General features: G+C 62.8%; 21 protein-coding genes and 7 tRNA genes. 6 read left to right on the top strand and 22 right to left on the bottom strand.

The features are described from left to right. The first annotated feature begins 61 nt into the window (after window positions 1-61). A complete protein-coding gene (locus CKW22_RS19600) occupies window positions 62-3,358 on the top strand; it encodes a bifunctional diguanylate cyclase/phosphodiesterase (protein WP_095064829.1) in 3,297 nt (1,098 codons plus the stop codon). A 58-nt stretch (window positions 3,359-3,416) separates the two neighbouring features. Here CKW22_RS19600 and CKW22_RS19595 read toward each other — a convergent pair whose 3' ends face one another. The 12 genes from CKW22_RS19595 to gltX all read right to left on the bottom strand — a co-directional run bounded on the left by CKW22_RS19595 (window position 3,417) and on the right by gltX (window position 9,561). Continuing rightward, window positions 3,417-3,860 (bottom strand): Hsp20 family protein, encoded by a 444-nt coding sequence (locus tag CKW22_RS19595; protein WP_033700549.1) that lies wholly within the window; start codon window positions 3,858-3,860, stop codon window positions 3,417-3,419. Between the two features lie 148 nt (window positions 3,861-4,008). Beyond that, a complete protein-coding gene (locus CKW22_RS19590) occupies window positions 4,009-4,980 on the bottom strand; it encodes a tRNA-dihydrouridine synthase (protein ID WP_033700550.1) in 972 nt (323 codons plus the stop codon). Between the two features lie 51 nt (window positions 4,981-5,031). Continuing rightward, entirely contained in the window at window positions 5,032-5,466 is a 435-nt protein-coding gene (locus CKW22_RS19585; protein WP_033700551.1) for a thioesterase family protein, read from the bottom strand. A 76-nt stretch (window positions 5,467-5,542) separates the two neighbouring features. Further along, entirely contained in the window at window positions 5,543-6,376 is an 834-nt protein-coding gene (locus CKW22_RS19580; RefSeq protein WP_095064827.1) for an alpha/beta hydrolase, read from the bottom strand. A gap of 25 nt (window positions 6,377-6,401) precedes the next feature. Then, complete coding sequence (locus tag CKW22_RS19575; protein ID WP_047583563.1) at window positions 6,402-6,941, bottom strand: TetR/AcrR family transcriptional regulator; 540 nt, start codon at window positions 6,939-6,941, stop codon at window positions 6,402-6,404. 163 nt (window positions 6,942-7,104) lie between these two features. Beyond that, a tRNA-Glu gene (locus CKW22_RS19570) sits at window positions 7,105-7,180 on the bottom strand. Window positions 7,181-7,222: 42 nt separating this feature from the next. Next, window positions 7,223-7,298 (bottom strand) — tRNA-Ala (locus CKW22_RS19565). Between the two features lie 65 nt (window positions 7,299-7,363). Beyond that, window positions 7,364-7,439: transfer RNA gene (locus CKW22_RS19560), tRNA-Glu, on the bottom strand. 42 nt (window positions 7,440-7,481) lie between these two features. Continuing rightward, window positions 7,482-7,557, bottom strand: a tRNA-Ala gene (locus CKW22_RS19555). A gap of 53 nt (window positions 7,558-7,610) precedes the next feature. Beyond that, a tRNA-Glu gene (locus tag CKW22_RS19550) sits at window positions 7,611-7,686 on the bottom strand. A 72-nt stretch (window positions 7,687-7,758) separates the two neighbouring features. After that, a tRNA-Ala gene (locus tag CKW22_RS19545) sits at window positions 7,759-7,834 on the bottom strand. Window positions 7,835-8,079: 245 nt separating this feature from the next. Continuing rightward, window positions 8,080-9,561 (bottom strand): glutamate--tRNA ligase, encoded by a 1,482-nt coding sequence (gene gltX / locus CKW22_RS19540; RefSeq protein WP_033700555.1) that lies wholly within the window; start codon window positions 9,559-9,561, stop codon window positions 8,080-8,082. A 142-nt stretch (window positions 9,562-9,703) separates the two neighbouring features. On the opposite strand from gltX, the gene CKW22_RS19535 reads away from it, so the two are divergent. Together CKW22_RS19535 and CKW22_RS19530 are read left to right on the top strand one after the other, a co-directional pair. Next, a complete protein-coding gene (locus tag CKW22_RS19535; protein WP_095064825.1) occupies window positions 9,704-10,759 on the top strand; it encodes an HlyD family secretion protein in 1,056 nt (351 codons plus the stop codon). A 49-nt stretch (window positions 10,760-10,808) separates the two neighbouring features. Further along, complete coding sequence (locus tag CKW22_RS19530; RefSeq protein WP_177326508.1) at window positions 10,809-12,299, top strand: MDR family MFS transporter; 1,491 nt, start codon at window positions 10,809-10,811, stop codon at window positions 12,297-12,299. Between the two features lie 68 nt (window positions 12,300-12,367). On the opposite strand, the gene uvrB is transcribed toward CKW22_RS19530, so the two are convergent. Continuing rightward, window positions 12,368-14,383, bottom strand: a complete 2,016-nt coding sequence (gene uvrB / locus CKW22_RS19525; protein ID WP_095064824.1) for an excinuclease ABC subunit UvrB — start codon at window positions 14,381-14,383, stop codon at window positions 12,368-12,370. Window positions 14,384-14,671: 288 nt separating this feature from the next. On the opposite strand from uvrB, the gene CKW22_RS19520 reads away from it, so the two are divergent. Continuing rightward, window positions 14,672-15,868: an amino acid aminotransferase gene (locus tag CKW22_RS19520; RefSeq protein ID WP_047583564.1), complete on the top strand. Its 1,197-nt coding sequence runs from the start codon at window positions 14,672-14,674 to the stop codon at window positions 15,866-15,868. 73 nt (window positions 15,869-15,941) lie between these two features. Beyond that, window positions 15,942-16,017 (top strand) — tRNA-Asn (locus CKW22_RS19515). A gap of 56 nt (window positions 16,018-16,073) precedes the next feature. Here the strand turns inward: CKW22_RS19515 and CKW22_RS19510 are convergent. The 5 genes from CKW22_RS19510 to CKW22_RS19490 form a co-directional block, all read right to left on the bottom strand. Continuing rightward, window positions 16,074-16,490: a cupin domain-containing protein gene (locus tag CKW22_RS19510; RefSeq protein WP_047583565.1), complete on the bottom strand. Its 417-nt coding sequence runs from the start codon at window positions 16,488-16,490 to the stop codon at window positions 16,074-16,076. Window positions 16,491-16,593: 103 nt separating this feature from the next. Beyond that, window positions 16,594-17,151: a DUF1285 domain-containing protein gene (locus CKW22_RS19505; protein ID WP_095064822.1), complete on the bottom strand. Its 558-nt coding sequence runs from the start codon at window positions 17,149-17,151 to the stop codon at window positions 16,594-16,596. A gap of 10 nt (window positions 17,152-17,161) precedes the next feature. Beyond that, complete coding sequence (locus tag CKW22_RS19500; protein WP_033700563.1) at window positions 17,162-17,767, bottom strand: DUF4823 domain-containing protein; 606 nt, start codon at window positions 17,765-17,767, stop codon at window positions 17,162-17,164. A gap of 66 nt (window positions 17,768-17,833) precedes the next feature. Then, window positions 17,834-18,802, bottom strand: a complete 969-nt coding sequence (locus CKW22_RS19495) for a GTP 3',8-cyclase MoaA (protein WP_033700564.1) — start codon at window positions 18,800-18,802, stop codon at window positions 17,834-17,836. 117 nt (window positions 18,803-18,919) lie between these two features. After that, entirely contained in the window at window positions 18,920-19,555 is a 636-nt protein-coding gene (locus tag CKW22_RS19490) for a TetR/AcrR family transcriptional regulator (RefSeq protein WP_019473685.1), read from the bottom strand. Between the two features lie 72 nt (window positions 19,556-19,627). Here CKW22_RS19490 and CKW22_RS19485 point away from each other — a divergent pair, with 72 nt between their 5' ends. Further along, on the top strand, window positions 19,628-20,761 hold the full coding sequence (locus CKW22_RS19485) for an aminotransferase class V-fold PLP-dependent enzyme (RefSeq protein ID WP_095064821.1): 1,134 nt from the start codon (window positions 19,628-19,630) through the stop codon (window positions 20,759-20,761). Window positions 20,762-20,993: 232 nt separating this feature from the next. On the opposite strand, the gene CKW22_RS19480 is transcribed toward CKW22_RS19485, so the two are convergent. Genes CKW22_RS19480 through mltG form a run of 4 tightly spaced genes read right to left on the bottom strand, consistent with a single transcriptional unit; the run spans window position 20,994 to window position 24,620 of the window. Next, the gene (locus CKW22_RS19480; RefSeq protein WP_033700566.1) at window positions 20,994-21,776 is read right to left on the bottom strand and encodes a TatD family hydrolase; all 783 of its coding nucleotides are present in this window, start codon (window positions 21,774-21,776) and stop codon (window positions 20,994-20,996) included. A gap of 32 nt (window positions 21,777-21,808) precedes the next feature. Then, complete coding sequence (locus CKW22_RS19475) at window positions 21,809-22,795, bottom strand: DNA polymerase III subunit delta' (RefSeq protein ID WP_095064819.1); 987 nt, start codon at window positions 22,793-22,795, stop codon at window positions 21,809-21,811. Beyond that, window positions 22,788-23,420 carry a dTMP kinase gene (tmk, locus tag CKW22_RS19470; protein ID WP_033700568.1) on the bottom strand — a complete coding sequence of 211 codons (633 nt, stop codon included), beginning with the start codon at window positions 23,418-23,420 and terminating at the stop codon, window positions 22,788-22,790. Before tmk ends, CKW22_RS19475 begins: the two co-directional genes overlap by 8 nt. Window positions 23,421-23,429: 9 nt before the next feature. Beyond that, on the bottom strand, window positions 23,430-24,620 hold the full coding sequence (gene mltG, locus CKW22_RS19465) for an endolytic transglycosylase MltG (RefSeq protein WP_033700569.1): 1,191 nt from the start codon (window positions 24,618-24,620) through the stop codon (window positions 23,430-23,432). Window positions 24,621-24,622 lie beyond the last annotated feature (2 nt).

The following is a 24,622-nucleotide window of genomic DNA, read 5'->3' as shown; positions in this document are numbered from 1 at the left end:
CCGGTCGTCAGTTCGGCATTTCCAACTCAAGGACGCCTCAAACGCCAAAGGTCTGGTACCAATGCCCAAATCAGCAAACCGCTTTCCGCGCCTGCCGCGTATCTCTGCGGCTGACCCTCAGGAATCCGAGCAGGCCTGGCAAAACGCCCCACAGCTGCTGGCCGCGCTTAACGGTGCCCACCTGGGAGCCTGGCTGTGGGACATCGAAACCGGTCGGGTCAGTTGGTCACGCGGCACCCAGGCGTTGTTCGGCTTCGACCCGCAACGCCCGCTGCCCAACGACATCGATTACCTCGACCTGCTGCCCGAGGAAGACCGCGCGCGCACCCGCCAGTTGTTCCAGGCAGTGGTCAACGGCGAGCCCGTGGAGCAGGCCATGCGCCACCGCATCCGCTGGCCGGATGGCAGCCTGCACTGGCTGGAGATAAACGGCAGCCTGACCCACGACCGCCATGGCCGGCCGCAGATGATCGGGGTGATCCGCGAGATCACTCGCCAGCGCGAGCGGGAAACGGCGCTGATCAACTCGGAAAAGCGCTTCGCCACGCTGTTTCACCTGAGCCCCAATGCCATCCTGCTGACCCGTCGCCACGACGGCATGATCTTCGAGGTCAACCAGCATTTCGAGGACATGTTCGGCTGGCCGGGCAGCCAGGTAATCGGCAAGACCAGCCTGGAGCTGGGCCTGTGGGTGCACCCCGAGCAACGCCAGCAGATGCTCGACGCCACCCGCGCCAGCAGCGGCCCGCTGATCCTCGAGGTGCAGTTCCGGGCCAGCAACGACAAGGTGCATGACGGCATCCTCTGCACCCAGGGCATCGAACTGGAGGGCGTGACCTTTCTGCTCAGCACCTTCGTCGACACCACCGAGCGCAAGCGCGCCGAGCAGGCCCTCAAGGACAGCCAGGAGCGACTCGATCTGGCCCTGGATTCGGCGCAGTTGGGCACCTGGGACTGGCACATCCCCAGCGGCATGCTGTATGGCTCGGCCCGCGCGGCGCAACTGCACGGCCTTGACCCCATCCCCTTCCATGAGTCCTTCGATGCCTTTTTCGAAGGTGTGCCGGAGCAAGAGCGCAACGTCATGCGCCAGGCCTACCGCAGCCTGCGCGAAGGGCCTGCGGGCAATTACCAGATCACCTACCGGGTACAGTTGGACAACGGCACTTCGCGTTATATCGAAAGCCGTGCGCGGCTGTACCGGGACGACCAGGGCAACCCCCTGCGCATGGCTGGTACGCTGCTGGACATCACCGACCAGGTAGAGCGCGAACAGCGCCTGAGCGCCTCGGAAGAAAAGTTCGCCAGTCTGTTCCAGGTCAGCCCAGACCCGATCTGCGTGACCCGCCAGGACACCGGCCAGTTCATCGAGATCAACCCGGCCTTCACCCAGACCTTCGGCTGGAACGCCGACCAGGTGATCGGCCACACCGCCGAGCAAATCGGCCTGTGGGCAGAGTCCATCGAACGCGCGCAACGTATCGAGCGAGTGATCCGCGAACAGGCCCTGAGCAACGTGGCCGTGGTGGTCAACCACCGCAACGGCTCACCCTTGACCTGCGTGATATCCAGCTGCCTGATCAGTGTCGATGACCAGCCCTGCAGCGTCACCACCCTGCGCGACATCACCCAGCAGCAACGCGCCGAAGCGGCGCTCAAGTCCAGTGAAGAGAAGTTCGCCAAGGCCTTCCACTCCAGCCCCGACGCCATCACCATCACCGAGCGCTACAGCGGCCGCTACCTGGAAATCAACGACGGGTTCTGCCGGCTGACCGGCTACAGCGCGGCGGAAGTGGTCGGGCGCAGCGTTTACGAGCTGGGCATCTGGGCCGACGACAAGCAGCGCAGCGCCCTGCTCGCCGAGCTCAAGGAGCGGGGCCGGGTGCACCATCGGGAGATGCTCGGGCGCAACAAGCGCGGCGATATCCTCACCGTCGAAGTGTCGGTGGAACCGATCACCCTGAACGAGACCGACTGCCTGCTGCTGACCGCCCGCGACGTCAGCCAGCTGAAGAATGCCCAAGCGCAGATCCGCCACCTGGCGTACCACGACCCGCTGACCAACCTGCCCAACCGCGCCCTGCTGATGGACCGCCTGAGCCAGCAGATCGCCCTGCTCAAACGCCACAACCTGCGGGGTGCGCTGCTGTTTCTCGACCTCGATCACTTCAAGCACATCAACGATTCGCTCGGCCACCCGGTGGGCGACGCCGTGTTGAAGATCATCACCGCGCGCCTGGAGGCCAGCGTGCGTCTGGAAGACACCGTGGCGCGGCTGGGCGGCGACGAGTTCGTGGTGCTGCTCAGCGGCCTGGAGGGCAGCCGCGAACAGGTCGAAAGCAAGGTGCGCGATCTGGCCGATACCCTGCGTGAACTGCTGGCCGAACCGATGTCGCTGGATGGCCAACGCCTGCAGGTGACCCCCAGCATCGGCGTGGCGCTGATACCCGATCACGGCACCACCCCGGCAGACCTGCTCAAACGCGCCGATATTGCGCTGTATCGGGCCAAGGACTCCGGGCGCAACACCACCCAGCTGTTCCACACCACCATGCAAAAGGCCGCCAGCGAGCGCTTGCGCATGGAAAACGACCTTCGCCTGGCGCTGGCCCGGGGTGAGCTGGCCCTGCACTTCCAGCCCCAGGTGGATGCCCGCGACAACCGTATCGTTGGTGCCGAGGTGTTGCTGCGCTGGCACCACCCGCAACTCGGCCAGCAGCCGCCGGCGCAGTTCATCCAGGTGCTGGAAGAAAGCGGGCTGATTCTGGAAGTGGGCAGTTGGATCCTCGACGAAGCCTGCCACGCGTGCGCGCACATGCTCATGGATGGGTTGATCGACGCCAATGACTTCAGCCTGTGCGTGAACATCAGCCCGCGGCAGTTCCGCCAGAACGATTTCGTCGGGCGGGTCCTGCGCAGCCTGGACGACTACCGCCTGCCACGGCAGATGCTCAAGCTCGAGATCACCGAAGGCATCGTCATCCAGAACCTCGAAGACACCATCAGCAAGATGCGCGAACTGAAGCGCCACGGGGTGAGCTTTGCCATGGACGACTTCGGCACGGGCTATTCGTCACTGACTTACCTCAAGCGTTTGCCGGTGGATGCCCTGAAGATCGACCAGACCTTCGTGCGCGATGCGCCGATCGACCCCAATGACGCCGAAATCGTCCGCGCCATCGTCGCCATGGCCCACAGCCTGGACCTGGCGGTGATCGCCGAAGGCGTGGAGTTGACCGAGCAACTGGCGTTTCTCGAGCAGTTGGGCTGCCACTTGTACCAAGGGTATCTGCACAGCCGGCCACTGCCATTGTCGGAGTTCCGCCAGATGTTGCTGGAGGCACCGGCAGATTTCTGATGCCGGAATGCGAAAAGGGCACCCTGAGGTGCCCTTCTCGTTACCGACCGGCTGACTGTTAGTTCAGCGCTGGCTTATCGCCATTGATCGGGATGCGCTTGGCTTTGGCTTCTTCAGGCACGATGCGCAGCAGGTCGATGCTGAGCAAGCCATTGGCCAGGCCAGCGGCCTTGACCTCGATGTGGTCGGCCAGGCGGAACGACAGCTTGAAGGCGCGCTGGGCGATGCCCTGGTGCAGGTAGGTCACTTCAGCGGCGCTGCTGTCGCGCTTGCCACCGGAGACTGTCAGGACACCTTTTTCGACCTGCAGGTCGAGGTCCTGCTCCTGGAAACCGGCAGCGGCAACCACGATGCGGTAGTGGTCTTCGCCATGTTTTTCCACGTTGTAGGGCGGGTAGCTGCTACCGGCCTCGTTACGTGCCGCGGATTCGAACAGGTCGTTGAAACGGTCGAAACCAACGGAATGACGGAACAGTGGAGCGAGAGAGAAAGCGGTAGTCATGGTCATAAACTCCTGAGATTCAGCAAGTAAGTCACTACGCGACCCGACTTCGGCATCGCGTACTCAAAAGATATGGCCGGTGAAACGGCTTTCAAGAGGGGCTACAAAAAAATTTTCTGTTTTCCCGCTTTTACTGCACAGCGGCAGATCAGGCCACACATGCCTCGAAGGCCTGCGCCTCAACCCCCAGCAAGCGGCTGATGCGCGCGCAATCATCTTCCCGACGCAGCTCGGCAAACAGCACCACCGCTTCCGGGTAGCTGCGGGTCAGCATCGCCAGCCACTGCTTCATCCGCCCCGGCGCATAGCGCGGGGACAGCTTGGCCTGGGCCTGGCGCCAGAATTCGCGCAGCAGCGGCAGCAGGTCATCCCAGCTCATGGGCTGGTACGCTCGGCCGTCGCGGGCAGCGGCGATCTGCAGGCCCAGGTCGGGCCGCGACACCAGCCCGCGCCCCAACATGATGTGCTCGGCACCACTGACCTCGCGGCAGCGCCGCCAGTCGTCCACGGTCCAGATCTCGCCGTTGGCGAACACCGGCACTTTGACCACATCCTGCACCCGCGCCACCCATTCCCAATGAGCGGGCGGCTTGTAGCCCTCGACCTTGGTCCGCGCATGCACCACCAGGTGCGCCGAACCGCCCTCGGCCAGGGCCGTGGCGCACTCCAGTGCACCGTCGGGGCTGTCGAAGCCCAGGCGCATCTTTGCAGTGACCGGGATGTCCGCCGGTACCGCTCGGCGCACCTCGCGGACGATGGCATGCAGCAACTCAGGCTCCTTGAGCAGCACCGCGCCGCCACGCGACTTGTTCACGGTCTTGGCCGGGCAGCCGAAATTCAGGTCGATTACCGGCGCCCCCAGCTCACAGGCCAGCGCAGCGTTCTCGGCCAGGCACACCGGGTCAGAGCCCAGCAGTTGCACACGCATCGGTACGCCGGCCGCAGTCCTTGCGCCCTGGCGCAACTCAGGCGCCAGCTTGTCGAACGAGGAAGGCGGCAACAGGCGGTCGCACACGCGGATGAACTCGGTGACGCACCAATCGATGCCACCCACTCGGGTCAGGACGTCGCGCAGGATGTTGTCGACCAGCCCCTCCATGGGGGCCAGGGCAATTTGCATGTGTGGGTCTCGGCGGGAAAAGGCGGCAGTTTAGCAAAAAACCGTACGCCTTCAGGCACCGATCAGCGCTTGGCCGTAACCCTCGATAAATTCGACCGGCATGCGTTTGGGCTTGCCGCTGGACAACTCGATACAGGCGAAGGTGGTCTGCGCACGCAGCAGGGTCACACCATCGCGTGGGCGCTTGAGCTGGAAGCGGCGGGTCATGCGCAAGCGCTGATCCCATTCGATGATCCAGGTTGCCAGTTGCAGCTCGTCGTCTTCGTAGCCGGCGGCCAGGTAGTCAATTTCGTGGCGTACCACGGCCATGGCGCGGTCCAGGCGCCGGTACTCGGCCAGGTCCAGACCCAGGCGCTGGGAATGGCGCCAGGCACAGCGCTCGAGCCAAGTGACGTAGGCGGCGTTGTTGGCGTGGCCGAGGCCGTCGATGTCTTCGCTGCCGACGCGCAGGTCGATGATGAAGGGTGTTGCCAGGTCCCAGCTCATGCGCGCTCCTGAGAGGTTTCTTTGGGGGAGATTGCGGCGCTTTGCGCTCCACAGTCCTGGCGAGTGTAACGGATGCTCAGGCGCTTTGCCGCGCCGGCGCACTGGCACGGCTCAACAGCTCGAGCACTGCCTCGCCCAAACGCGGGTCGGCCAGCACCCGTTGGTGCCCGCCCTCCTCCAACAGCATCAGGCGGCTGTCGAACCAGGCCTTGTGGATGATCTGGGCCTCTTCGGCGGCCACCAGGCCATCGTCAGCGGCATGCACCACCAAGCCTGGCAGCTCCAGTTGATAACCACTGACATCCAGGCGTGCGATCTGCATCCCGACATCCCGCTCGACCTGGCGAATGAACGCTGCCCGCGCCCGCGCCGGCAGCCCCAGGTGATGGGCGAAGCCGCGCAACACGCCGAGCAATCGCGCCGGTGCCGCGATGCTCACCGCCGCCTCGGCGCGCAAGCCCATCTGCAGCGCCAGCAGCACACTGGCACCGCCCATGGAATGCCCGATCACTGCACGCAGCGGCGGCAGCTCGGCCGCCGCTTCCAGCAGCGCGCGGGCAAACAACACCACGTGAGCCTGATGGCCAGGCGAACGCCCATGCGCCGGCCCCTCCAACGAAACTACCGTGTGCCCAGCCTGGACCAGGGTTTCGATCAACGCGGCAAACTGCGTGGGGCGCCCTTCCCAGCCGTGCATCAGCAATACCGTCGGGCCCTTGCCCCAGCGCAACGCCGAAAGCCCGAAGCGCAGGGTGATGCGCTCGGCCTTGGCCAGCAGTGGCAGTTCCCACGCTCTTGGCGGCAGCGTGCGCGGGGTCATGAAGGCGCGGCGCATCTTGCCGGCCACATGCTCCGGCGCCAGGTGGCCCAGGGTGCCATTGATGCCACGAATCCAGCTCAGGGTAGTCATCGCCTTGCTCCCGCCTTGTGGTTATTCAGATCACCGCCGACTTGGCGGCACGCAATACACGGTCGGACAGCTCGCCAGTACCCAGGGCACGCGCCAGGGCCAGGCCACCGACCATCAGTGCAAGGTCGGCCAGGGCTTTGTCGCTGTCTTCGGGGCGATCGACCATTTTCGCGGTCATCAGCTCGATGTGCTCGGCCAGCACCTCGCGGAACACCTCTGGCAACCGCTGCATCTCGCCCAGGGCGTTGGGCAGCGGGCAGGCATGAACTTCAGCGTCGCGGTGCTTGCGCGAGAGGTAGAAGGCCGACACCAAGGCGCGGCGTGCTTCGCCATCCAGGCTAGGGTCGACCTGGGCCAGCAAGGCCCGCCGCTCGCCCAGCAACTGGCGGAACGCTTCGAGCATCAGCTCGTCCTTGCTGTCGAAATGGGCATAGAACCCCCCGACAGTAAGCCCGGCGGCGCCCATGACTTGGCTGACGCTCGGCTCTGCCGGGCCATGTTGAATCAAGGCACTGCGCGCTGCCTCGAGAATCCGTTCGCGGGTCTTGCTCTTTTTGTCGTTCATGGCCACCTCAAATATTATGCTCGTAATATGATAGGCATAATATTTTTTGGCAAGCGAAATTCTCAGCCACCTGTCGGTACCGGGAATATTTGGAGGGGAAAAAACAAAAGGCCCATTCAATAAGCGAATGAGCCTTTAAAGTCCCGCAAAACGCGGGTAAACATGGCGTCCCCTAGGGGACTCGAACCCCTGTTACCGCCGTGAAAGGGCGGTGTCCTAGGCCACTAGACGAAGGGGACGTAACCTTCGTGCCGGTTCATTTTCACAAACCGCGGCAAAATTGGTGGAGCTAAGCGGGATCGAACCGCTGACCTCCTGCATGCCATGCAGGCGCTCTCCCAGCTGAGCTATAGCCCCGAAAACAAAAGGCTCATCCAATATACGAATGAGCCTCTTTAAGCCCCGCAAAACGCGGGTAAAAGTGGCGTCCCCTAGGGGACTCGAACCCCTGTTACCGCCGTGAAAGGGCGGTGTCCTAGGCCACTAGACGAAGGGGACGTAACCTTCGTGCCGGTCCGTTTTCACGTACCGCGGCAAAATTGGTGGAGCTAAGCGGGATCGAACCGCTGACCTCCTGCATGCCATGCAGGCGCTCTCCCAGCTGAGCTATAGCCCCGGATTTCTAGCCTCTCGGCCCAGCGACACAATGAAACATCGCTTGTGCAAAACTGGCGTCCCCTAGGGGACTCGAACCCCTGTTACCGCCGTGAAAGGGCGGTGTCCTAGGCCACTAGACGAAGGGGACGAACCTTCTTACCTTCAAGACCCGGTTGCTGGACCCGGTCTTGCTTATCAGCCTTGGCTGCTAAGCGGAATTTGGTGGAGCTAAGCGGGATCGAACCGCTGACCTCCTGCATGCCATGCAGGCGCTCTCCCAGCTGAGCTATAGCCCCACAATGTCGCTCTGAGCAGAATCGCTGGCTGGGTGGCTGGCGTTTCGTTTCGCTCATCGCTGTGGACGGGGCGCATATTAAGATCGGATTGCACGGCTGTCAAACGAATTTTTGAAATTATCCAAAAGTTTTTTCACAGATAACAATCACTTACCGCCCTGCCCTTTGTTCTCCCATGGTTTTCTAAGCATTTGAACCTGTGGTAACGGGCAAGCCTGCGCCCACAGGTTCGCGCTAACGCCACGTCAGGCGATAGTCGCCAGCAGCTTTTCCCACTCTTTGTTTTCTTTCTTCGACACGCCACCGAGCAGGTCCAGGGCCTGACGCAAGCGGTAGCGCGTCAGGTCCGGGCCGAGAATTTCCATGGCATCGAGCACCGACACCGAGCTGGCCTGGCCAGTAATGGCGGCAAACATCAGCGGCATGGCGTCCCGCAGCTTCAGCTCCAACGCCTCGACCACCGCCTGGATGCAGCCGGTAATGCGGTCCTTCTCCCACTGGCGCAGGCTTTCCAGCTTCCACAGGATCAACTGGATGACCTGACGCACCTGGTCGCCCGACAGCTTTTTGCTCTCGAACAGCTTGGCATCAAGCTTCAGCGCGCCTTCGAAGAAGAAACCACCCAGCGGTGCAACCTGGCTGAAGGTTTCGACCCGGCCCTGCACGTGCGGGGCGATCTTCATCATGTAGTCGCTGTTGAACGCCCATTTCTGCAGGCGTGTGGCGAATTCTTCGACCGGCAGCTCACGCAGCCACTGGCCATTGAGCCAGGACAGTTTCTCGATGTCGAAGATCGGCCCACCGAGCGAGATTCGCGACAGGTCGAAGTGCTCGACCATCTCGTCCAGGGAGAACTTCTCGCGCTCATCCGGCATCGACCAGCCCATGCGACCGAGGTAGTTGAGCATCGCCTCGGGCATGAAGCCCATGCGCTCGTAGAAGGTCACCGAGGTCGGGTTCTTGCGCTTGGACAGCTTGGACTTGTCCGGGTTACGCAGCAGCGGCATGTAGCACAGCTTCGGCTGCTCCCAGCCAAAGTACTCGTACAGCTTGATCAGCTTCGGAGCCGACGGCAGCCACTCTTCGCCACGCAGAACGTGGGTGATGCCCATCAGGTGGTCGTCGACCACGTTGGCCAGGAAGTAGGTCGGCAGGCCGTCGTTCTTCATGAGCACCTGCATGTCCATGCGGTCCCACGGGATTTCGACGTCACCGCGCAGCATGTCCGGCACCACGCAGATGCCTTCGCTCGGCACTTTCATGCGGATCACGTGGGGCTCGCCGGCGTCCAGGCGGCGCTGTACTTCCTCGGCGCTCAGCAACAGGGCACGGCCGTCGTAGCGCGGGGTCTCGCCACGGGCCATCTGCTCGGCGCGCATCTGCTCCAGCTCTTCGGCGGTGCAGAAGCAGTAGAACGCGTGGCCGGCATCGACCAGTTGCTTGGCGTACTGGGCGTAGATCTCGCCACGTTCGCTCTGCCGGTAAGGGCCGTGCGGGCCACCAACATCCGGGCCTTCGTTCCATTCGATGCCGAGCCAGCGCAGGGCGTCGAAGATCTGCTGTTCCGACTCGCGGGTGGAGCGCAGTTGGTCGGTATCTTCGATGCGCAGGATGAACTCACCGCCGTGCTGCTTGGCAAAGCAGTAGTTGAACAAGGCGATGTAGGCGGTGCCAACATGGGGGTCGCCCGTGGGCGATGGCGCGATGCGCGTGCGTACGGTGGTCATGGAAGGTCTCGAACGAAAGATGAAACAAAGGCGGGATGTTAGCAGGGAGCAGGCACCGGGCTCCAGCAATGGCGCGAACGACACTTGTCGAAGGGCCGTCGCTCACTGTTAAATTTGCTTACATTTCTGGAACCATCGTCTCATGCCTGCACAACTCAAACGCCGCCTGCTGATCTTCTTCGTCGTGGTGGCGGCCATCGCCCTCGCCTTCCTGGCGCACTGGTATTTCAAGGGGCGCTTTTATGAAAGTACCGACAACGCTTACGTTCAAGGCGAGATCACCCGTATTTCCAGCCAACTTGGCGCACGCATCGATGACGTGCGCGTGCAGGACAACCAGCACGTCGTCCAAGGCGAACTGCTGGTACGCCTGGAAGCCGCTGACTTCCAGCTCGCCGTCGAGCGCGCCCGTGCGGCCTTGGCCACCCGTGAAGCGGAACACGTACAGGCCGAAAGCCGCCTGACGCAACAGGGCAGCCTGATCGCCGCTGGCCAGGCCCAGGTCGCCGCCAACCAGGCCACGCTCGACCGCTCACGGCTGGACCTCAACCGCGCAGAGGCCCTGCGCAAGCCGGGTTTCGTGTCCGAAGAGCGGGTTACCACACTCTCGGCAGAACGCCACGTGGCCAGCTCCCAGGTCGACAAGGCACGCGCCGATTTGCAAGGCCAGCGCCAGCAGGTCAATGCCCTGGCTGCCGAGCTCAAACGCCTCGACGCGCAGATCGCCAATGCACGCGCCGACCTTGCCCAGGCCGAACTGAACCTGACCCGCTGCGAGATCCGCGCCCCGATCAGCGGCACCATCGGCCAGCGCAGCGCGCGCAACGGCCAGGTGGTGCAGGCCGGCGCCTACCTGCTGTCTATCGTGCCCGACGAAGACATCTGGGTGCAGGCCAACTTCAAGGAAACCCAGATTGGCCACATGCAACCTGGCCAGCGTGCCGAGTTGCTGTTCGACAGCTACCCGGACACGCCTGTCGAGGGTCGGGTCAACAGCCTGTTCGCAGCCTCCGGCGCCCAGTTCAGCCTGCTACCACCCGACAACGCCACCGGTAACTTCACCAAGGTGGTGCAGCGCATTCCGGTGAAGCTGACCTTCAGTGCCGACAACCCGCTACGCGGCCGCATCCGCCCCGGCATGTCGGTTACCGCCACCGTCGATATCCGCGCCGAGGACGATGGCCGCAATGGCCGGTGATCAACTGCTCAGGCCCACTGCCGAGCCGAGCCGGCGCGACTGGATTGCGGTGATGAGCGTGATGCTCGGCGCCTTCATGGCCGTGCTCGACATCCAGATCACCAACGCTTCGCTCAAGGACATCCAGGGCGCGCTTTCCGCGACCCTGGAAGAAGGCTCGTGGATCTCCACCTCCTACCTGGTTGCGGAGATCATCATGATCCCGCTGACCGCCTGGCTGGTGCAGCTGCTATCCGCCCGGCGCCTGGCGGTGTGGGTTTCGGCCGGTTTTCTGCTGTCGTCGCTGCTCTGCTCCATGGCCTGGAACCTGGAGAGCATGATCATGTTCCGTGCCTTGCAGGGCTTTACCGGCGGCGCCTTGATCCCGCTCGCGTTCACCCTGACCCTGATCAAACTGCCCGAACACCACCGTGCCAAGGGCATGGCCATGTTCGCCATGACCGCCACCTTCGCGCCTTCGATCGGCCCGACCTTGGGGGGCTGGCTGACCGAGAACTGGGGCTGGGAGTACATCTTCTACATCAACATCCCGCCAGGCCTGGTGATGATCGCGGGCCTGCTGTATGGGCTGGAAAAGAAAGAAGCACACTGGGAACTGCTGAAAAGCACTGACTATGCCGGCATCGTCACGCTCGGCGTGGGCCTGGGCTGCCTGCAGGTTTTCCTCGAGGAGGGCCATCGCAAGGATTGGCTGGAATCGAACCTGATCGTCAGCCTGGGCACGGTCGCGCTGATCAGCCTGATTACCTTTGTGATCCTGCAGTTTTCCAAGCCGCACCCTTTGATCAACCTGCGCATCCTGGGCAATCGCAATTTCGGCCTGTCGAGCATCGCCAGCTTGGGCATGGGCGTCGGGCTGTACGGTTCGATCTACTTGTTGCCGCTGTACCTGGCGCAGATCCAGGGCTACAACGCCTTGCAGATCGGCGAAGTGATCATGTGGATGGGCGTGCCGCAGCTATTTCTGATTCCGCTGGTGCCCCTGCTGATGAAGGTGATTTCGCCGAAGATACTTTGCGCGATTGGCTTCTGCCTGTTCGGCGCCGCCAGCTTTGGCTCGGGGGTGCTCAACCCGGACTTTGCAGGGCCGCAGTTCAATCAAGTCCAGATCATTCGGGCGCTGGGGCAACCGATGATCATGGTGACCATTTCGCTGATCGCCACCGCTTACATTCAGCAGCAGGATGCCGGGTCGGCGTCGAGCCTGTTCAACATCCTGCGCAACCTGGGGGGCGCCATCGGCATCGCGCTACTTGCCACCTTGCTGGATGCGCGGACCAAGGTGTACTTCGACTACCTGCGCGAGTCACTGGTGCCGAGCAATCCGCAGGTGGCAGAGCGCCTGGCACAACTGGCGGAGCGCTTGGGCAGCGATACGGCGGCGCTTGGCAAACTCAGTGAAATCACCCATCAGCAGGCGCAGATCATGGCGTACAACGACGCCTTCCATTTTGTCGGGATCGGCTTGGCGGTGAGCATGGTGGCAGTGCTGCTGACGCGCAAGCTGCCGGAGGGGTTGAAGGCTGGCGAAGCGCATTGAATGGGCGTTGGCTGCACTGGCCTCTTCGCGGGTAATGCCGCGAAAAAGCCAGTGCAGGTGGCGAAGCATCAGCTGGTAATCAGCCGCTCGCGCAACTGGGTAATCTCGTCGCGCAACTGCGCCGCAGCCTCGAACTCCAGGTCGCGGGCGAACTGCATCATCTTCTCTTCCAGCTGCTTGATACGCTTGGTGATTTCGCCCGGCGTGCGCAGCTCTGCCTCGTAGCGGGCGCTCTCCTCCGCGGCCTTGGCCATGCCTTTGCGCTTTTTGCTGCGCGAGCCAGGCACCGTGGCACCTTCCATGATATCGGTGATGTCCTTCACCACCCCCTTGGGCACGATACCGTTGGCCAGGTTGAAGGCAATCTGTTTCTCCCGACGCCGCTCGGTCTCGTCGATGGCCCGCTGCATCGAGCCAGTCATCTGGTCGGCGTAGAGGATGGCCCGGCCATTGAGGTTACGCGCAGCCCGGCCGATGGTCTGGATCAGTGACCGCTCGGAACGCAGGAAGCCTTCCTTGTCGGCATCGAGGATCGCCACCAGCGACACTTCCGGCATGTCCAACCCCTCACGTAGCAGGTTGATGCCCACCAGCACATCGAAGGTACCCAGGCGCAGGTCGCGGATGATTTCTACCCGTTCGACAGTGTCGATGTCCGAGTGCAGGTAGCGCACCCGCACGTCGTGATCGGCCAGGTAATCGGCGAGGTCTTCGGCCATGCGTTTGGTCAGCGTGGTCGCCAGCACCCGTTCGCCGGCATCGACACGCTTGCGGATCTCCGACAACAGGTCATCGACCTGGGTCAGCGCCGGGCGGATTTCTACCTGAGGGTCGACCAGACCGGTCGGTCGCACCACCTGCTCGACCACCCGCCCGGCATGTTCCGCTTCATAAGGGCCGGGGGTTGCCGAAACGAAAATGGTCTGCGGGCTGACCACCTCCCATTCATCGAAACGCATGGGCCGGTTGTCCAGCGCCGAGGGCAGGCGAAAACCGTACTCAACCAGGGTTTCCTTGCGCGAGCGGTCACCCTTGTACATGGCGCCGACCTGGGGAACGCTGACGTGCGATTCGTCGATCACCAGCAGCGCATCCGCTGGCAGGTAATCGTAGAGGGTGGGTGGCGGTGCGCCCGAGGGGCGGCCGGACAGATAGCGGGAGTAGTTTTCGATGCCGTTGCAGTAGCCCAGCTCGAGGATCATCTCCAGGTCGAAACGAGTGCGCTGCTCCAGCCGCTGCGCTTCGACCAATTTATTGCCCTTGTGCAGGTATTCGAGGCGGTCCTTGAGCTCCTCCTTGATGCCCTCGACTGCACCCAGCAGCGTTTCGCGCGGGGTGACGTAATGGCTCTTGGGGTAGAAGGTGAAACGCGGCAGCTTGCGAAAGACCTCACCGGTGAGCGGGTCGAAAGCGGCGATGTTCTCCACCTCGTCATCGAACAACTCGATACGGATGGCTTCAAGGTCGGACTCGGCCGGGAACACGTCGATCACATCGCCCCGCACGCGGAAGGTGGCACGGGCGAAATCCATCTCGTTGCGGGTGTACTGCAGGTCGGCCAGGCGGCGCAGCAAGGCGCGCTGGTCGAGCTTGTCGCCGCGGTCCACGTGCAGGACCATTTTCAGGTAGGTTTCGGGGCTGCCCAGGCCATAGATGCACGACACAGTGGTGACGATGATCGCGTCACGCCGCTCGAGCAATGCCTTGGTCGCCGACAGGCGCATCTGCTCGATGTGGTCGTTGATCGACGCGTCCTTCTCGATGAAGGTGTCGGACGACGGCACATAGGCTTCGGGCTGGTAGTAGTCGTAGTAGGAAACGAAGTACTCGACCGCGTTGTTCGGGAAAAACGCCTTGAACTCGCCATACAACTGCGCGGCCAGGGTCTTGTTAGGCGCCAGCACCAGGGTCGGGCGCTGCACCTGCTGGATGACGTTGGCGATGCTGAAGGTCTTGCCCGAGCCGGTCACCCCGAGCAGCGTCTGGTGCGACAGCCCGGCCTCGATGCCTTCGACCATCTGGCGAACGGCTTCGGGCTGATCGCCGGCCGGCTGGAAACGGGTGACGAGCTGGAACTCGGACATGAGGGACCTCGCGGTGCTGCAGCAACTGTAAATTTAGCCAGTAGTCTATACCCAAATGCGCCCATTCGGGGCCGGTTTCAAGCCCCGGGTGTGAACGCTTATTGCTGTGGACACGGCAAATAGACCAATGGTCAAAAAATATTTGCGCAAATGCCTGGAAAAGCTGTGCCAGAGTGTCGCAGTGACCGGTCGGTATCACTATACTGACTCCCCGTTTGTGCACCGCTTCAGTGCATTCGGGCTGGAGCGTGTACGTCCTATCACTCTCCATTCAGAGCCAAGGTAACAATGAGCCTGTTTTCCGCTGTCGAGCTGGCACCCCGCGACCCTATTCTGGGCCTCAACGAAGCATTCAACGCCGATCCACGTACCGACAAGGTCAACCTTGGCGTGGGCGTCTACTGCAATGAGGAAGGCCGCATTCCGCTGCTGCGCGCCGTGATCGAAGCCGAGACCCAGCGTGCTGCCCAGCATGCCTCGCGCGGCTACTTGCCGATCGACGGCATCGCCACCTATGACCAGGCCGTGCAAAAGCTGCTGTTCGGCGCCGAGTCGCCGCTGCTGGCCGCCGGCCGTGTCGTCACTGTGCAAGCCGTTGGCGGCACCGGTGCTCTGAAGATTGGCGCCGATTTCCTCAAGCGCCTGTCGCCCAACGCCGTGGTGGCCATCAGCGACCCAAGCTGGGAAAACCACCGCGCGCTGTTCGAGACCGCAGGTTTCCCGGTACAGAACTACCGCTACTACGACGCCCCGAGCCACGACGTCAACCGCGCCGGCATGCTCGAAGACCTGAACAGCCTGCCGTCCGGCTCGATCATCGTCCTGCACGCCTGCTGCCATAACCCGACCGGCGTCGACCTGACCCTGGACGACTGGAAAAACGTCCTTGAAGTGGTCAAGGCCAAAGGCCACGTGCCATTCCTCGACATGGCCTACCAGGGCTTCGGTGACGGCATCGCCGAAGACGCCTTCGCCGTACGCCTGTTCGCCGAGTCGGGCCTGGACTTCTTCGTCTCCAGCTCGTTCTCCAAATCGTTCTCGCTGTATGGCGAGCGCGTGGGCGCACTGTCGATCGTGACCGGCTCCAAGGACGAAAGCACCCGCGTGCTGTCGCAGGTCAAGCGCGTGATCCGCACCACCTACTCCAACCCGCCGACCCATGGCGCGACCATCGTCGCCACCGTGCTCAACAACGATGAGCTGCGTCAGATGTGGGAAGACGAGCTGGGTGAAATGCGCCAGCGCATCCACGGCATGCGCAAGCAGATGGTCGAGCTGTTGGCGACTTACGGTGCCAAGCGCGACTTCAGCTTCGTCGGCCGCCAGGTTGGCATGTTCTCGTACTCGGGCCTGACCGTTGAGCAGGTCGCGCGCCTGAAGAACGAGTTCGGCATCTACGCGCTGGACACTGGCCGTATCGCGGTAGCGGCACTGAACCAGAGCAACATCCACGTGGTCACCAAGGCCATCGTCGAAGTACTGTAACTGTTTGATTCTGCTCTAGTTTACCGAGGGAAAGCTTGACTTCCCCTTGGTGATCAGTAAGATGGACGCAGATTCCGCGATAGCTCAGTCGGTAGAGCAAATGACTGTTAATCATTGGGTCCCTGGTTCGAGTCCAGGTCGCGGAGCCAAACACTGAAAACCTCCAGTTGCGCAAGCACTGGAGGTTTTTTCATTTCCGGGCCTGCTACTGCTGCAGCGGCTCGGTCACAGGCTTGCCTTCATCCACCAGGCTCCACACCAACAGCTTGGCAGGCCGGCTTTTACTGGCATTGCGCGACACGCTGTGCACGGTCCCAGGCGCCTCGTACCAGTACTCGCCGGCCTTGTAGGTCTTTTCTTGTTCATCATTGAGCTTTGATACCACCGCACCTTCCACTACGTAGGCCATGACTGCCCCTGGGTGCTGGTGGGCGGGCGACGCCTGGCCGGGGGCATAGCTGACGGTGAGCATCACCGCCTTTTTACCGGGGGCGTTGCTGGGCAGTTTTTCTTGCAGGACCTGAACCTGATCGGGGGCATCGCCATGTGCCCAGGCGGGGGCATGGCCAGCGAGCAGGCCAATGCTGATGAGCGAGGCAATGGCAAAAGATGAGGGTTTCATGGGTTACTCCTGATGGGCGACTGCCAGCAGGTTAGGCCCGGTGGTGCCTGGGGAAAATGGCCAATGCAGCGAAAAACAAGGAGGCCTATTACGGCCCATGATCTCAGGTACGCCCGATCAGATAGAACTCACCCTGGCTCCAGACCCCTAACCACTCCTCGTCGTCTATGATGCGCGGCATCGCCAGCTCGACCAGCTGATAGAACACATTGCGATGAATCAGCGCCTCGAGGTTGCTGCGCATCAGCACATAGGGTGAAGGCTCCTGGGTAACAGGATCGATCTCGACCCGCAACGGATTAGCCGGGCCCGCCTCGACCTGGTCATCGACATTGCTGGTAAAGCGCAGCACCTGTTGCTCACCACTGCCCAGCACCTCCAGGGCAATCGCGACAAAGGGCGCATCATCGACACGGATACCGACCTTCTCCACCGGTGTGATCAGGAAGTAGTCATCACCATCGCGGCGGATGATCGTGGAAAACAGCCGCACCATCGGCTTGCGACCGATTGGCGTACCCAGGTAATACCAGGTGCCATCGCGGGCGATGCGCATGTCGATGTCGCCGCAAAAGTCCGGGTTCCACAGATGCACCGGCGGCAGCCCCTTTGCTTTGGGGATTTGTGCCAGAAGATCATTGGCCTTGCCGGAATCGCTCATCACACTTGCCTCATTCGCTCATGCCCAGAAGGCTACGAGCGTACTCGCGCATCGGCGCGGCAAGCAAATCTTCCGGCGTGTTGTCGTGGAACGTCAACAAACCGCCACGGCTCTTGATGCGGGCCGTGTCGATCAGGTAGCGGGTATTGGTTTCGATGAGCATCATCTGCACCACTCCGGTATCCCAACCCAGCCGGTCGACCGCCTGCTCGTCATACCACTCGTCACCGTTGCCGATACGGTCGTCGGTGCGCGCGAAACGGGTGTACAGCACATAGTCCGCGCCCACCGAGCGCGCCTCGGCCATCGCTTCCTCCAGGCCAAGCGGGCCTTGGGCGCGGCGCACCAGCGGGAAATACTCGACGAAACTCTTGAACGCCTCGTCGGCCACCACATTTTGCCGCGGCAACGGGCCTTTACCGGGGGGCATGAACGCGCCCTGGCCAATGAAGATGAACGAGTCGGGCTGCAGACGGATCGACAGGGTCCGGCGGGTATCGCTGTGGTCGAGCAGACCGGCATCGCTCATGTGGTAACGGACGCCCTCGCCCATATCGCTGACATTCATGCAGCCGCCCAACGCCATCAGCGCCAGCAGCAAGACCAGGCTACGCATCTTTCCTCCAGTGGCCGGCGACGAAAAACCGGCGAATAGCCGGCGGATGCAGCTTTTGCGCCAGACTCAGCCGCCGATCACCTTCATCACTGTCACCCCCCCGGAAAACGCCACATCCTGCTTGTCTGCCAAGGCCTTGACCAGCAGCCGCTGCAAGGCGGGAAGCGCTTGATGACGCGGCTTTTCCAACAGGTCGCCGACAAAGTGGCGATTGCTCGACGACAAGCAGCCATGCAGCCAACCGGTGGATGACAAACGCAGCCGCGAACAACTCCGGCAGAACGGCACGCTCTCGTTGGCGATCACACCGAAATGGCCTTTACCGGGGACCTGGTAGCGCAGGGCAGTGGCATCCACCGCCGCGTCCACCTGCTCGTAGGCATGCTCGGCGCCGATCAGCCCGAGCAAGTGGTCAAGGCCAACGAACTGCTGCAGGAAAGCATTGCGGTCATTGGCCAGATGGCCCATGCGCATGAGCTCGATGAAGCGCAGCTCAAAACCCCGCGCCAGGCAGTAATCGAGCATCGGCAGAACCTGGTCGAGGTTCTGGCCGCGCATCGGCACCATGTTCACCTTGATCTGCATACCCTGCGCGCTGGCTTGCTGCATGCCCGCCAGCACGCTGGCAAGGTCGCCACCGCGGGCGATGCGGCGAAAGGCCAGTGGGTCCAGGGTATCGAGGGAAACATTCAGACGGCGGATGCCTGCTGCGCGTAGCTGTGGCAACTTGCGCGCAAGCAACTGGCCGTTGGTGGTCAGCGAGATATCGTCGAGGGGGAGCTTGGCCACGGCAGCCAGAAAATCGTCCAGCCTAGGGCTGACCAACGGCTCACCGCCGGTAATGCGCAAACGCTCGATGCCAGCGGTTTCAATCAGGTAGGCAACGCCCCGCGCCAACGCCTCGGCAGGCAACTCGTGCTGCGCCGCCACCAGGCGCTTGCCATCGGGCACGCAGTAGGTACAGGCATAATTACAGGCAGCCGTCAGGCTGACACGCAGGTTACGAAAGCGCCTGCCTTGACGATCGACAATCATGGATGACTCCGGCATGGATGAAGCGGGGCTGGCAAAACCTGACTCATAAATCAGGTTTTTGCAAGCCCCTTGTTCATGCCGGGTCAACTGCAAGGGCCCCGCAGCGGCCCTGCTCTGTCAGTTGGCGGGTTCTGGGTCGCGTTTGCGCTTGTTGCCCATGCGCACGCCGATGTCCATGAGGAACTGGAAGAAACCTTCCTGATCTTCGAGCACGTTGCTCCAGAACGGCGAGTGGTACAGCGCCACGGCGCCATGCACCAAGGCCCAGGCCGCGCAGTAGTGGAAGTACGGCGGTACGTCTTCGAGCTTGCCTTCGCTGATACGGCCCTTGATCAGCTGGGTCAGGCGATCGAAGTTGGAGGCGCGGATGCTGTGCAGCTGCTCGACCATCTCTGGCACTTGATTGCCCTTGACCACCTTTTCTTCCAGGCGGTCGAACAGCCGGTAGCGCTGCGGATCGCGCATGCGGAACTCAAAGTAGGCGCGCGACAGGGCTTCCTTGTCACGGTCGACGTCGGCCGAATGCAACAGCTCGTTCAAATCGCGCTCGTAGTCGAGCATCAGGCGCAGGTAGATCTCCGCCTTGGACTTGAAGTGCTTGTAGATCGTGCCTTTGCCGATACCCACGGCGTCGGCGATCATCTCGACGGTGACGCTGTCTTCACCCTGTTCGAGAAACAGCTTGAGCGCCGTATCGAGGATTTCCTGTTCGCGACGGCGAAACTCACGGACCTTACGAGGTTCTTTCTGCATAGGAAGGACTGGTTGACGATCGAAGCGGTTTATTATGCCTAACTTGCGGGAAATTGCACGGATCATCCAACCATGTCTATGTTTCATGATGAGTTCGATCAAACCCCGGGGCTGCGCTACCTGAACCACGCGGCCATCGCCCCCTGGCCACGCCGGGCTGCCGAGGCGGTGGCACGCTTTGCCCGCGACAACGTTTGCCTGGGTGCCAGCGAGTACCCGACCTGGCTGGCGACCGAGCGGCGCCTGCGCGAGCGGCCGGCGCGGCTGATCCACGCCCCCTCGCCCGGCGACATCGCCCTGGTGAAGAACACTTCCGAAGGGCTGTCGCTGGTCGCTTTTGGCCTGGACTGGGCGCACGGCGACCAAGTGGTGATCAGCGACGAGGAATTCCCCTCCAACCGCGTCGTATGGGAAGCCCTGGCCGACCGTGGCGTGCAGGTGATCCAGGCCAGCCTGGCGGGGCCCGACCCCGAGGCCACGTTGCTGGCGGCCTGCGGGCCACGCACCCGCTTGCTGGCGATCAGCGCCGTGCAATTCGGCAGCGGCCTGCGCCTTGACCTGGCCCGCCTTGGTGAAGGTTGCCGGGTACGCAATGTGCTGTTTTGCGTCGACGCCATCCAGCAGGTCGGCGCCCTGCCCTTCGACGTGCAGCGCTTTCAATGCGATTTCGCCATGGCCGATGGCCACAAGTGGATGCTCGGCCCCGAGGGGTTGGGGCTGTTCTATTGCCGCGCCGAAATACGCCCGCAGCTTGAGCTCAATGCGTATGGCTGGCACATGCTGGAGCACCTGGGCGATTTCGAGCGGCGCCAATGGCAGCCGGCGCGTAGCGCGCGGCGTTTTGAATGTGGTAGCCCGAACATGCTCGGTGCCTGCGCCCTGGAGGCGAGCCTTTCGCTGCTGGAGGAGGTCGGGATCAGCACGGTAGCGCAACGCTTGCAGCAGCGCGTGGCGCAGCTCTATCAAGGCTTGGCTGCGGTGCCTGGCGTTTTGCTGCAGACACCCGCTGATCCCGACAGGCGGGCGGGCATCGTCACATTCAGTATAAAAGGGCAGGATAGCGTGCAGATTCAAAAGGCATTGATGGCTGAGCGCACAATTTGTGCTCTACGGGGCGCTGGCGTGCGATTTTCACCGCATTTCTATACCAGCGAGCAGCTAATTGACGAAGCTGTGCAGCAGGTTCGCCGGCTGGCCATGCATTGAGAGCGGGGATGGATACCGGGCGTATTCCAAATCTGTTTAAAAAACGACCAATAGGGACTGGCACTGCGCCAAACCTGACCAATACTTGAACTGTTGGCGCGGCGCATCCCCCCCAAGTGGCGCGCCGATAAAGGTGCTCAGGGACCGCGTACCTTTGTTTTACTCCTAATGGTCTTAACCCGGATTCCCTCCCCCAGAACCCGGGTTTTTTTTGCCTGTTTGAAGGGGTGCCTCAGACCACACGTGCCAAGGGGAACAAGCGCTTGAAGTTCGCCGTGGTCTGCTCCGCCAACTGCTCATAACTGGCCCCACGCAACGAGGCGACATACTCGGCCACTTCGCGCACGTACTGCGGCAGGTTCGGCTTGCCCCGATACGGAATCGGCGCCAGGTAAGGCGAATCCGTTTCCACCAGCAGGCGGTCGACCGGCACTTGGCGTGCCACCTCACGCAAGGCGTCAGCATTGCGGAAGGTGACGATGCCCGACAACGAAATGTAATAGCCCAGGTCCAGCGCCGCCTTGGCCATGTCCCAGTCTTCGGTGAAGCAGTGCAGCACACCGGCCTGAGGCAGGTTCGCCTCGCGCAGCAGCGCGAGGGTATCGGCCCGCGCTGCACGGGTATGCACGATCACCGGTTTGCCGGTCTGGCGCGATGCCTCCAGGTGCAGGCGAAACGATGCCTGCTGCAACTCGGCCGCTTCCGGCTCGTAGTGGTAGTCCAGGCCGGTTTCGCCGATCGCCACAACATGCGGGTGCGCCAACTCACGCAACAGCCACTCCAGCGCTGGGGTCTCGCCCGGCGCCAGGTCCAGTGGGTGCACCCCCACCGAGCAGTCGACATCGGCGTACTGCTCACTCAGGGCCTTGACCGCCCCGGCGTTGTCGGCACTGACGCCAATGCACAGAAAATGCCCGACCCCGCGCTCACGCGCAGCCTGCAGGGCAGCATCGAGCGAGCCCTGGTGGGCACTCAGGTCAAGACGGTCAAGGTGGCAATGGGAATCTACGAGCATGGGATAACGGCACACATGAATAAAAGGGAAAGTCAGCGGGCGCCCGGCAACTGCTGCCAGTGAGCCAGCAGCGCTTCGAGCAGCAGGGCGCGATTGAGGTTGGCTTTGCCCAGCACCTTCTGGCGCTGCTCCAGGACCCACGCCTGAACCTGCAGCACCTTCGCCTGGCGGCTCTTTTGCGCCAGGTACTGCACGACCTTGCGCATATCGGCCAAGCCTAACCCTTCTTCGTCCTGGGTCAACTGATAGCGCAGGATCAGGTGCGACCAGTCGCAGAACCAGTCGAACAGCAGCAACAGCGGCACACCACTCCAGGCATCGGCCAGTTGGCTGGGGGACTGTTGCTGCTTGAGCAGTTTCTTCACTCCATCGGTGACCAGCGCGCGCTGTTCACGTATGCCCTGTGCCTGCAGGCTGACCGCCCTCAACGGCGAACCTGCGGCCAGGGTCAGCAGCTCTTCGCGCTCGGCTTCATCGCTGTCGGCCAGCGCATTGGCAAGCCAGGCTTGGCTCTGGGCCAGGCCGGGCTGCGGGCAGACGACCTGCTGGCAGCGGCTCTTGATGGTCGGCAGCAGGCGGCTGGGCTGATGGGTAACCAACAGCAGCACGGTATCGCCCGAAGGTTCTTCAAGGCTTTTGAGCAACGCATTGGACGCATTGACGTTCATCGCCTCGACCGGCTCGATCAACACGACCTTGCGCCCGCCCAACTGCGCAGTCTGCACCACGAAGGCCACCAACTCGCGCACCTGATCGACCTTGATCGGCTTGTCAGCCTCCTCCGGCTCCAGTACGTAGTTGTCCGGGTGGCTACCGGCCTTGAGCAACAGGCAGGACTTGCAGGTGCCGCAGGCATCCAGCCCCTGAGGGTGCTGACACAACAAACGCGCCATCAGGCGCTCGGCCAGGGCTCGCTTGCCGATACCCTGCGGCCCATGCAGCAAGTAGGCGTGTGCGTGCTGGCTGCGACCGGCCAACTGCTGCCAGATGGCTTGCTGCCAGGGGTAGGCCTCAGCCACGGCAACGCTCCAGGATACCCGGCAGCAGTGCGTCGATGGCACGCTGCACGGCCTCCAGGGGCTGCGCGGCATCCAGCAGGCTGTAGCGCTGCGGCGCGCGATGGGCACGCTGCAGGTAGGCTTGGCGCACCGCCTCGAAGAATGCCTGGCCTTCCTGCTCGAAACGGTCCAGGCGGCCACGTGCGGCAGCACGGGCAAGGCCGACTTCGACCGGCAGGTCGAAGACCAGGGTCAGGTCTGGGCGCAGGTCGCCTTGGACGAACTGCTCCAGTGTGGCGATGCGCTCGACGGACAATCCCCGCCCCCCGCCCTGATAAGCGTAGGTAGCATCGGTAAACCGGTCACACAGCACCACCGCCCCCCGGGCCAGGGCAGGCCGGATCACCTGCGCCAGGTGCTGGGCGCGCGCAGCGAATACCAGCAGCAGCTCGGTATCCGCCGCCATGCTTTCATCGCTTGGTGCCAGCAGCAACTCGCGCACCTTTTCGGCCAGCGGTGTACCGCCCGGCTCGCGGGTCAGCAGCACATCCAGGCCATGTTCGCGCAGGCGCGCCGCCAGGTATTCGCGGTTGGTGCTCTTGCCCGCGCCTTCGGGGCCTTCCAGGGTAATAAACAAGCCGCTCACAGGCAGTCCTTAAGGTTGTTCTTCGGGCGTCGGTGCATCGGCCGCTGCGGGGTCGCCGGCCGGGGCCGATTGCTGCGCGGGGGCCGCGTCGGGCTCAGGCTGCGCAGACGGCTGGTCCGCTGCGGGCGCATCGGGCTCGGTGGCCTCGCTGGCACCCGGCTGGGCCTGCGGCGCCGGGCTCGAGCGGTAATCCGCACGCCGCTTGAGCTGGAACTCGCGCACCGCCGAATTGTGGTCGTCCAGGTCGTCGGAGAACACATGGCTGCCATCGCCGCGGGCAACGAAGTACAGGCTGGTGCCAGTGGCCGGATTGAGCGCAGCGTGAATAGCCTCGCGCCCGACCATCGCGATCGGCGTCGGCGGCAAGCCAGTCATGGTGTAGGTGTTGTAGGGCGTCGGTTCGCGCAGGTCGGCACGGGTAATTCTGCCGTTGTAGCGCTCGCCCATGCCATAGATCACGGTCGGGTCGGTCTGCAGCATCATGCCCAGACGCAGGCGCCGCACGAACACGCCAGCAATCTGCCCACGCTCTTGTGGGATGCCGGTTTCCTTCTCCACCAGCGAGGCCATGATCAGCGCTTGGTAAGGGTCGCGATACGGCAGGTCGGTGGTGCGCTCCGACCACTCTTTGGCCAGCACTTCGTCCAGGCGCATGTAGGCCTGTTGCAACAACTCGATGTCGCTCATGCCGCGCACGAAGCGATAGGTATCCGGGAAGAAGCGGCCCTCGGGGAACACGCCGGTGTGGCCAAGCTTGTCCATCACCTCGGCGTCCGTCAGGCCGTCCAGCGTGTGCTTGATCTTTTCGTGCTTGGCAACGGCCGAGCGCACTTGGCGGAAGGTCCAGCCTTCGACCAGGGTGAGGTTGTACTGCACCACATCGGCACGGCGCCACGCGTCGAACAACTGCTCGACCGTCATCCCCGGGGTCAGGCGGTACTCCCCAGTGTGCAAGGGCGTGCCAGCCATATTGAAGCGCCAATAAAGCCGCAACCAGAAGGCGTCATCGAGCAGCCCATCGTTCTGCATGCGGTAAAACATGCGGTTGGGGTTGGTGCCATTGGGCACGTCGAGCAGGCGCTCCTGCGTCACGTGCAAGGGCTGCTCCAGGACCGAGTTGACCTTCCAGGCCGACCAGCCCAAAGCCAGGCCGGCCAGGATCAACCCCATTTCCAGCAGCAGCAGGAATTTGCGTCTCACGA

The organism is Pseudomonas sp. Irchel s3f19 (genome assembly GCF_900187555.1).
Taxonomy (GTDB): Bacteria; Pseudomonadota; Gammaproteobacteria; order Pseudomonadales; family Pseudomonadaceae; genus Aquipseudomonas; species Aquipseudomonas capeferrum.
Note: the sequence above shows the minus strand (reverse complement) of the source record. Positions and strands in the feature narration are given on the sequence as shown.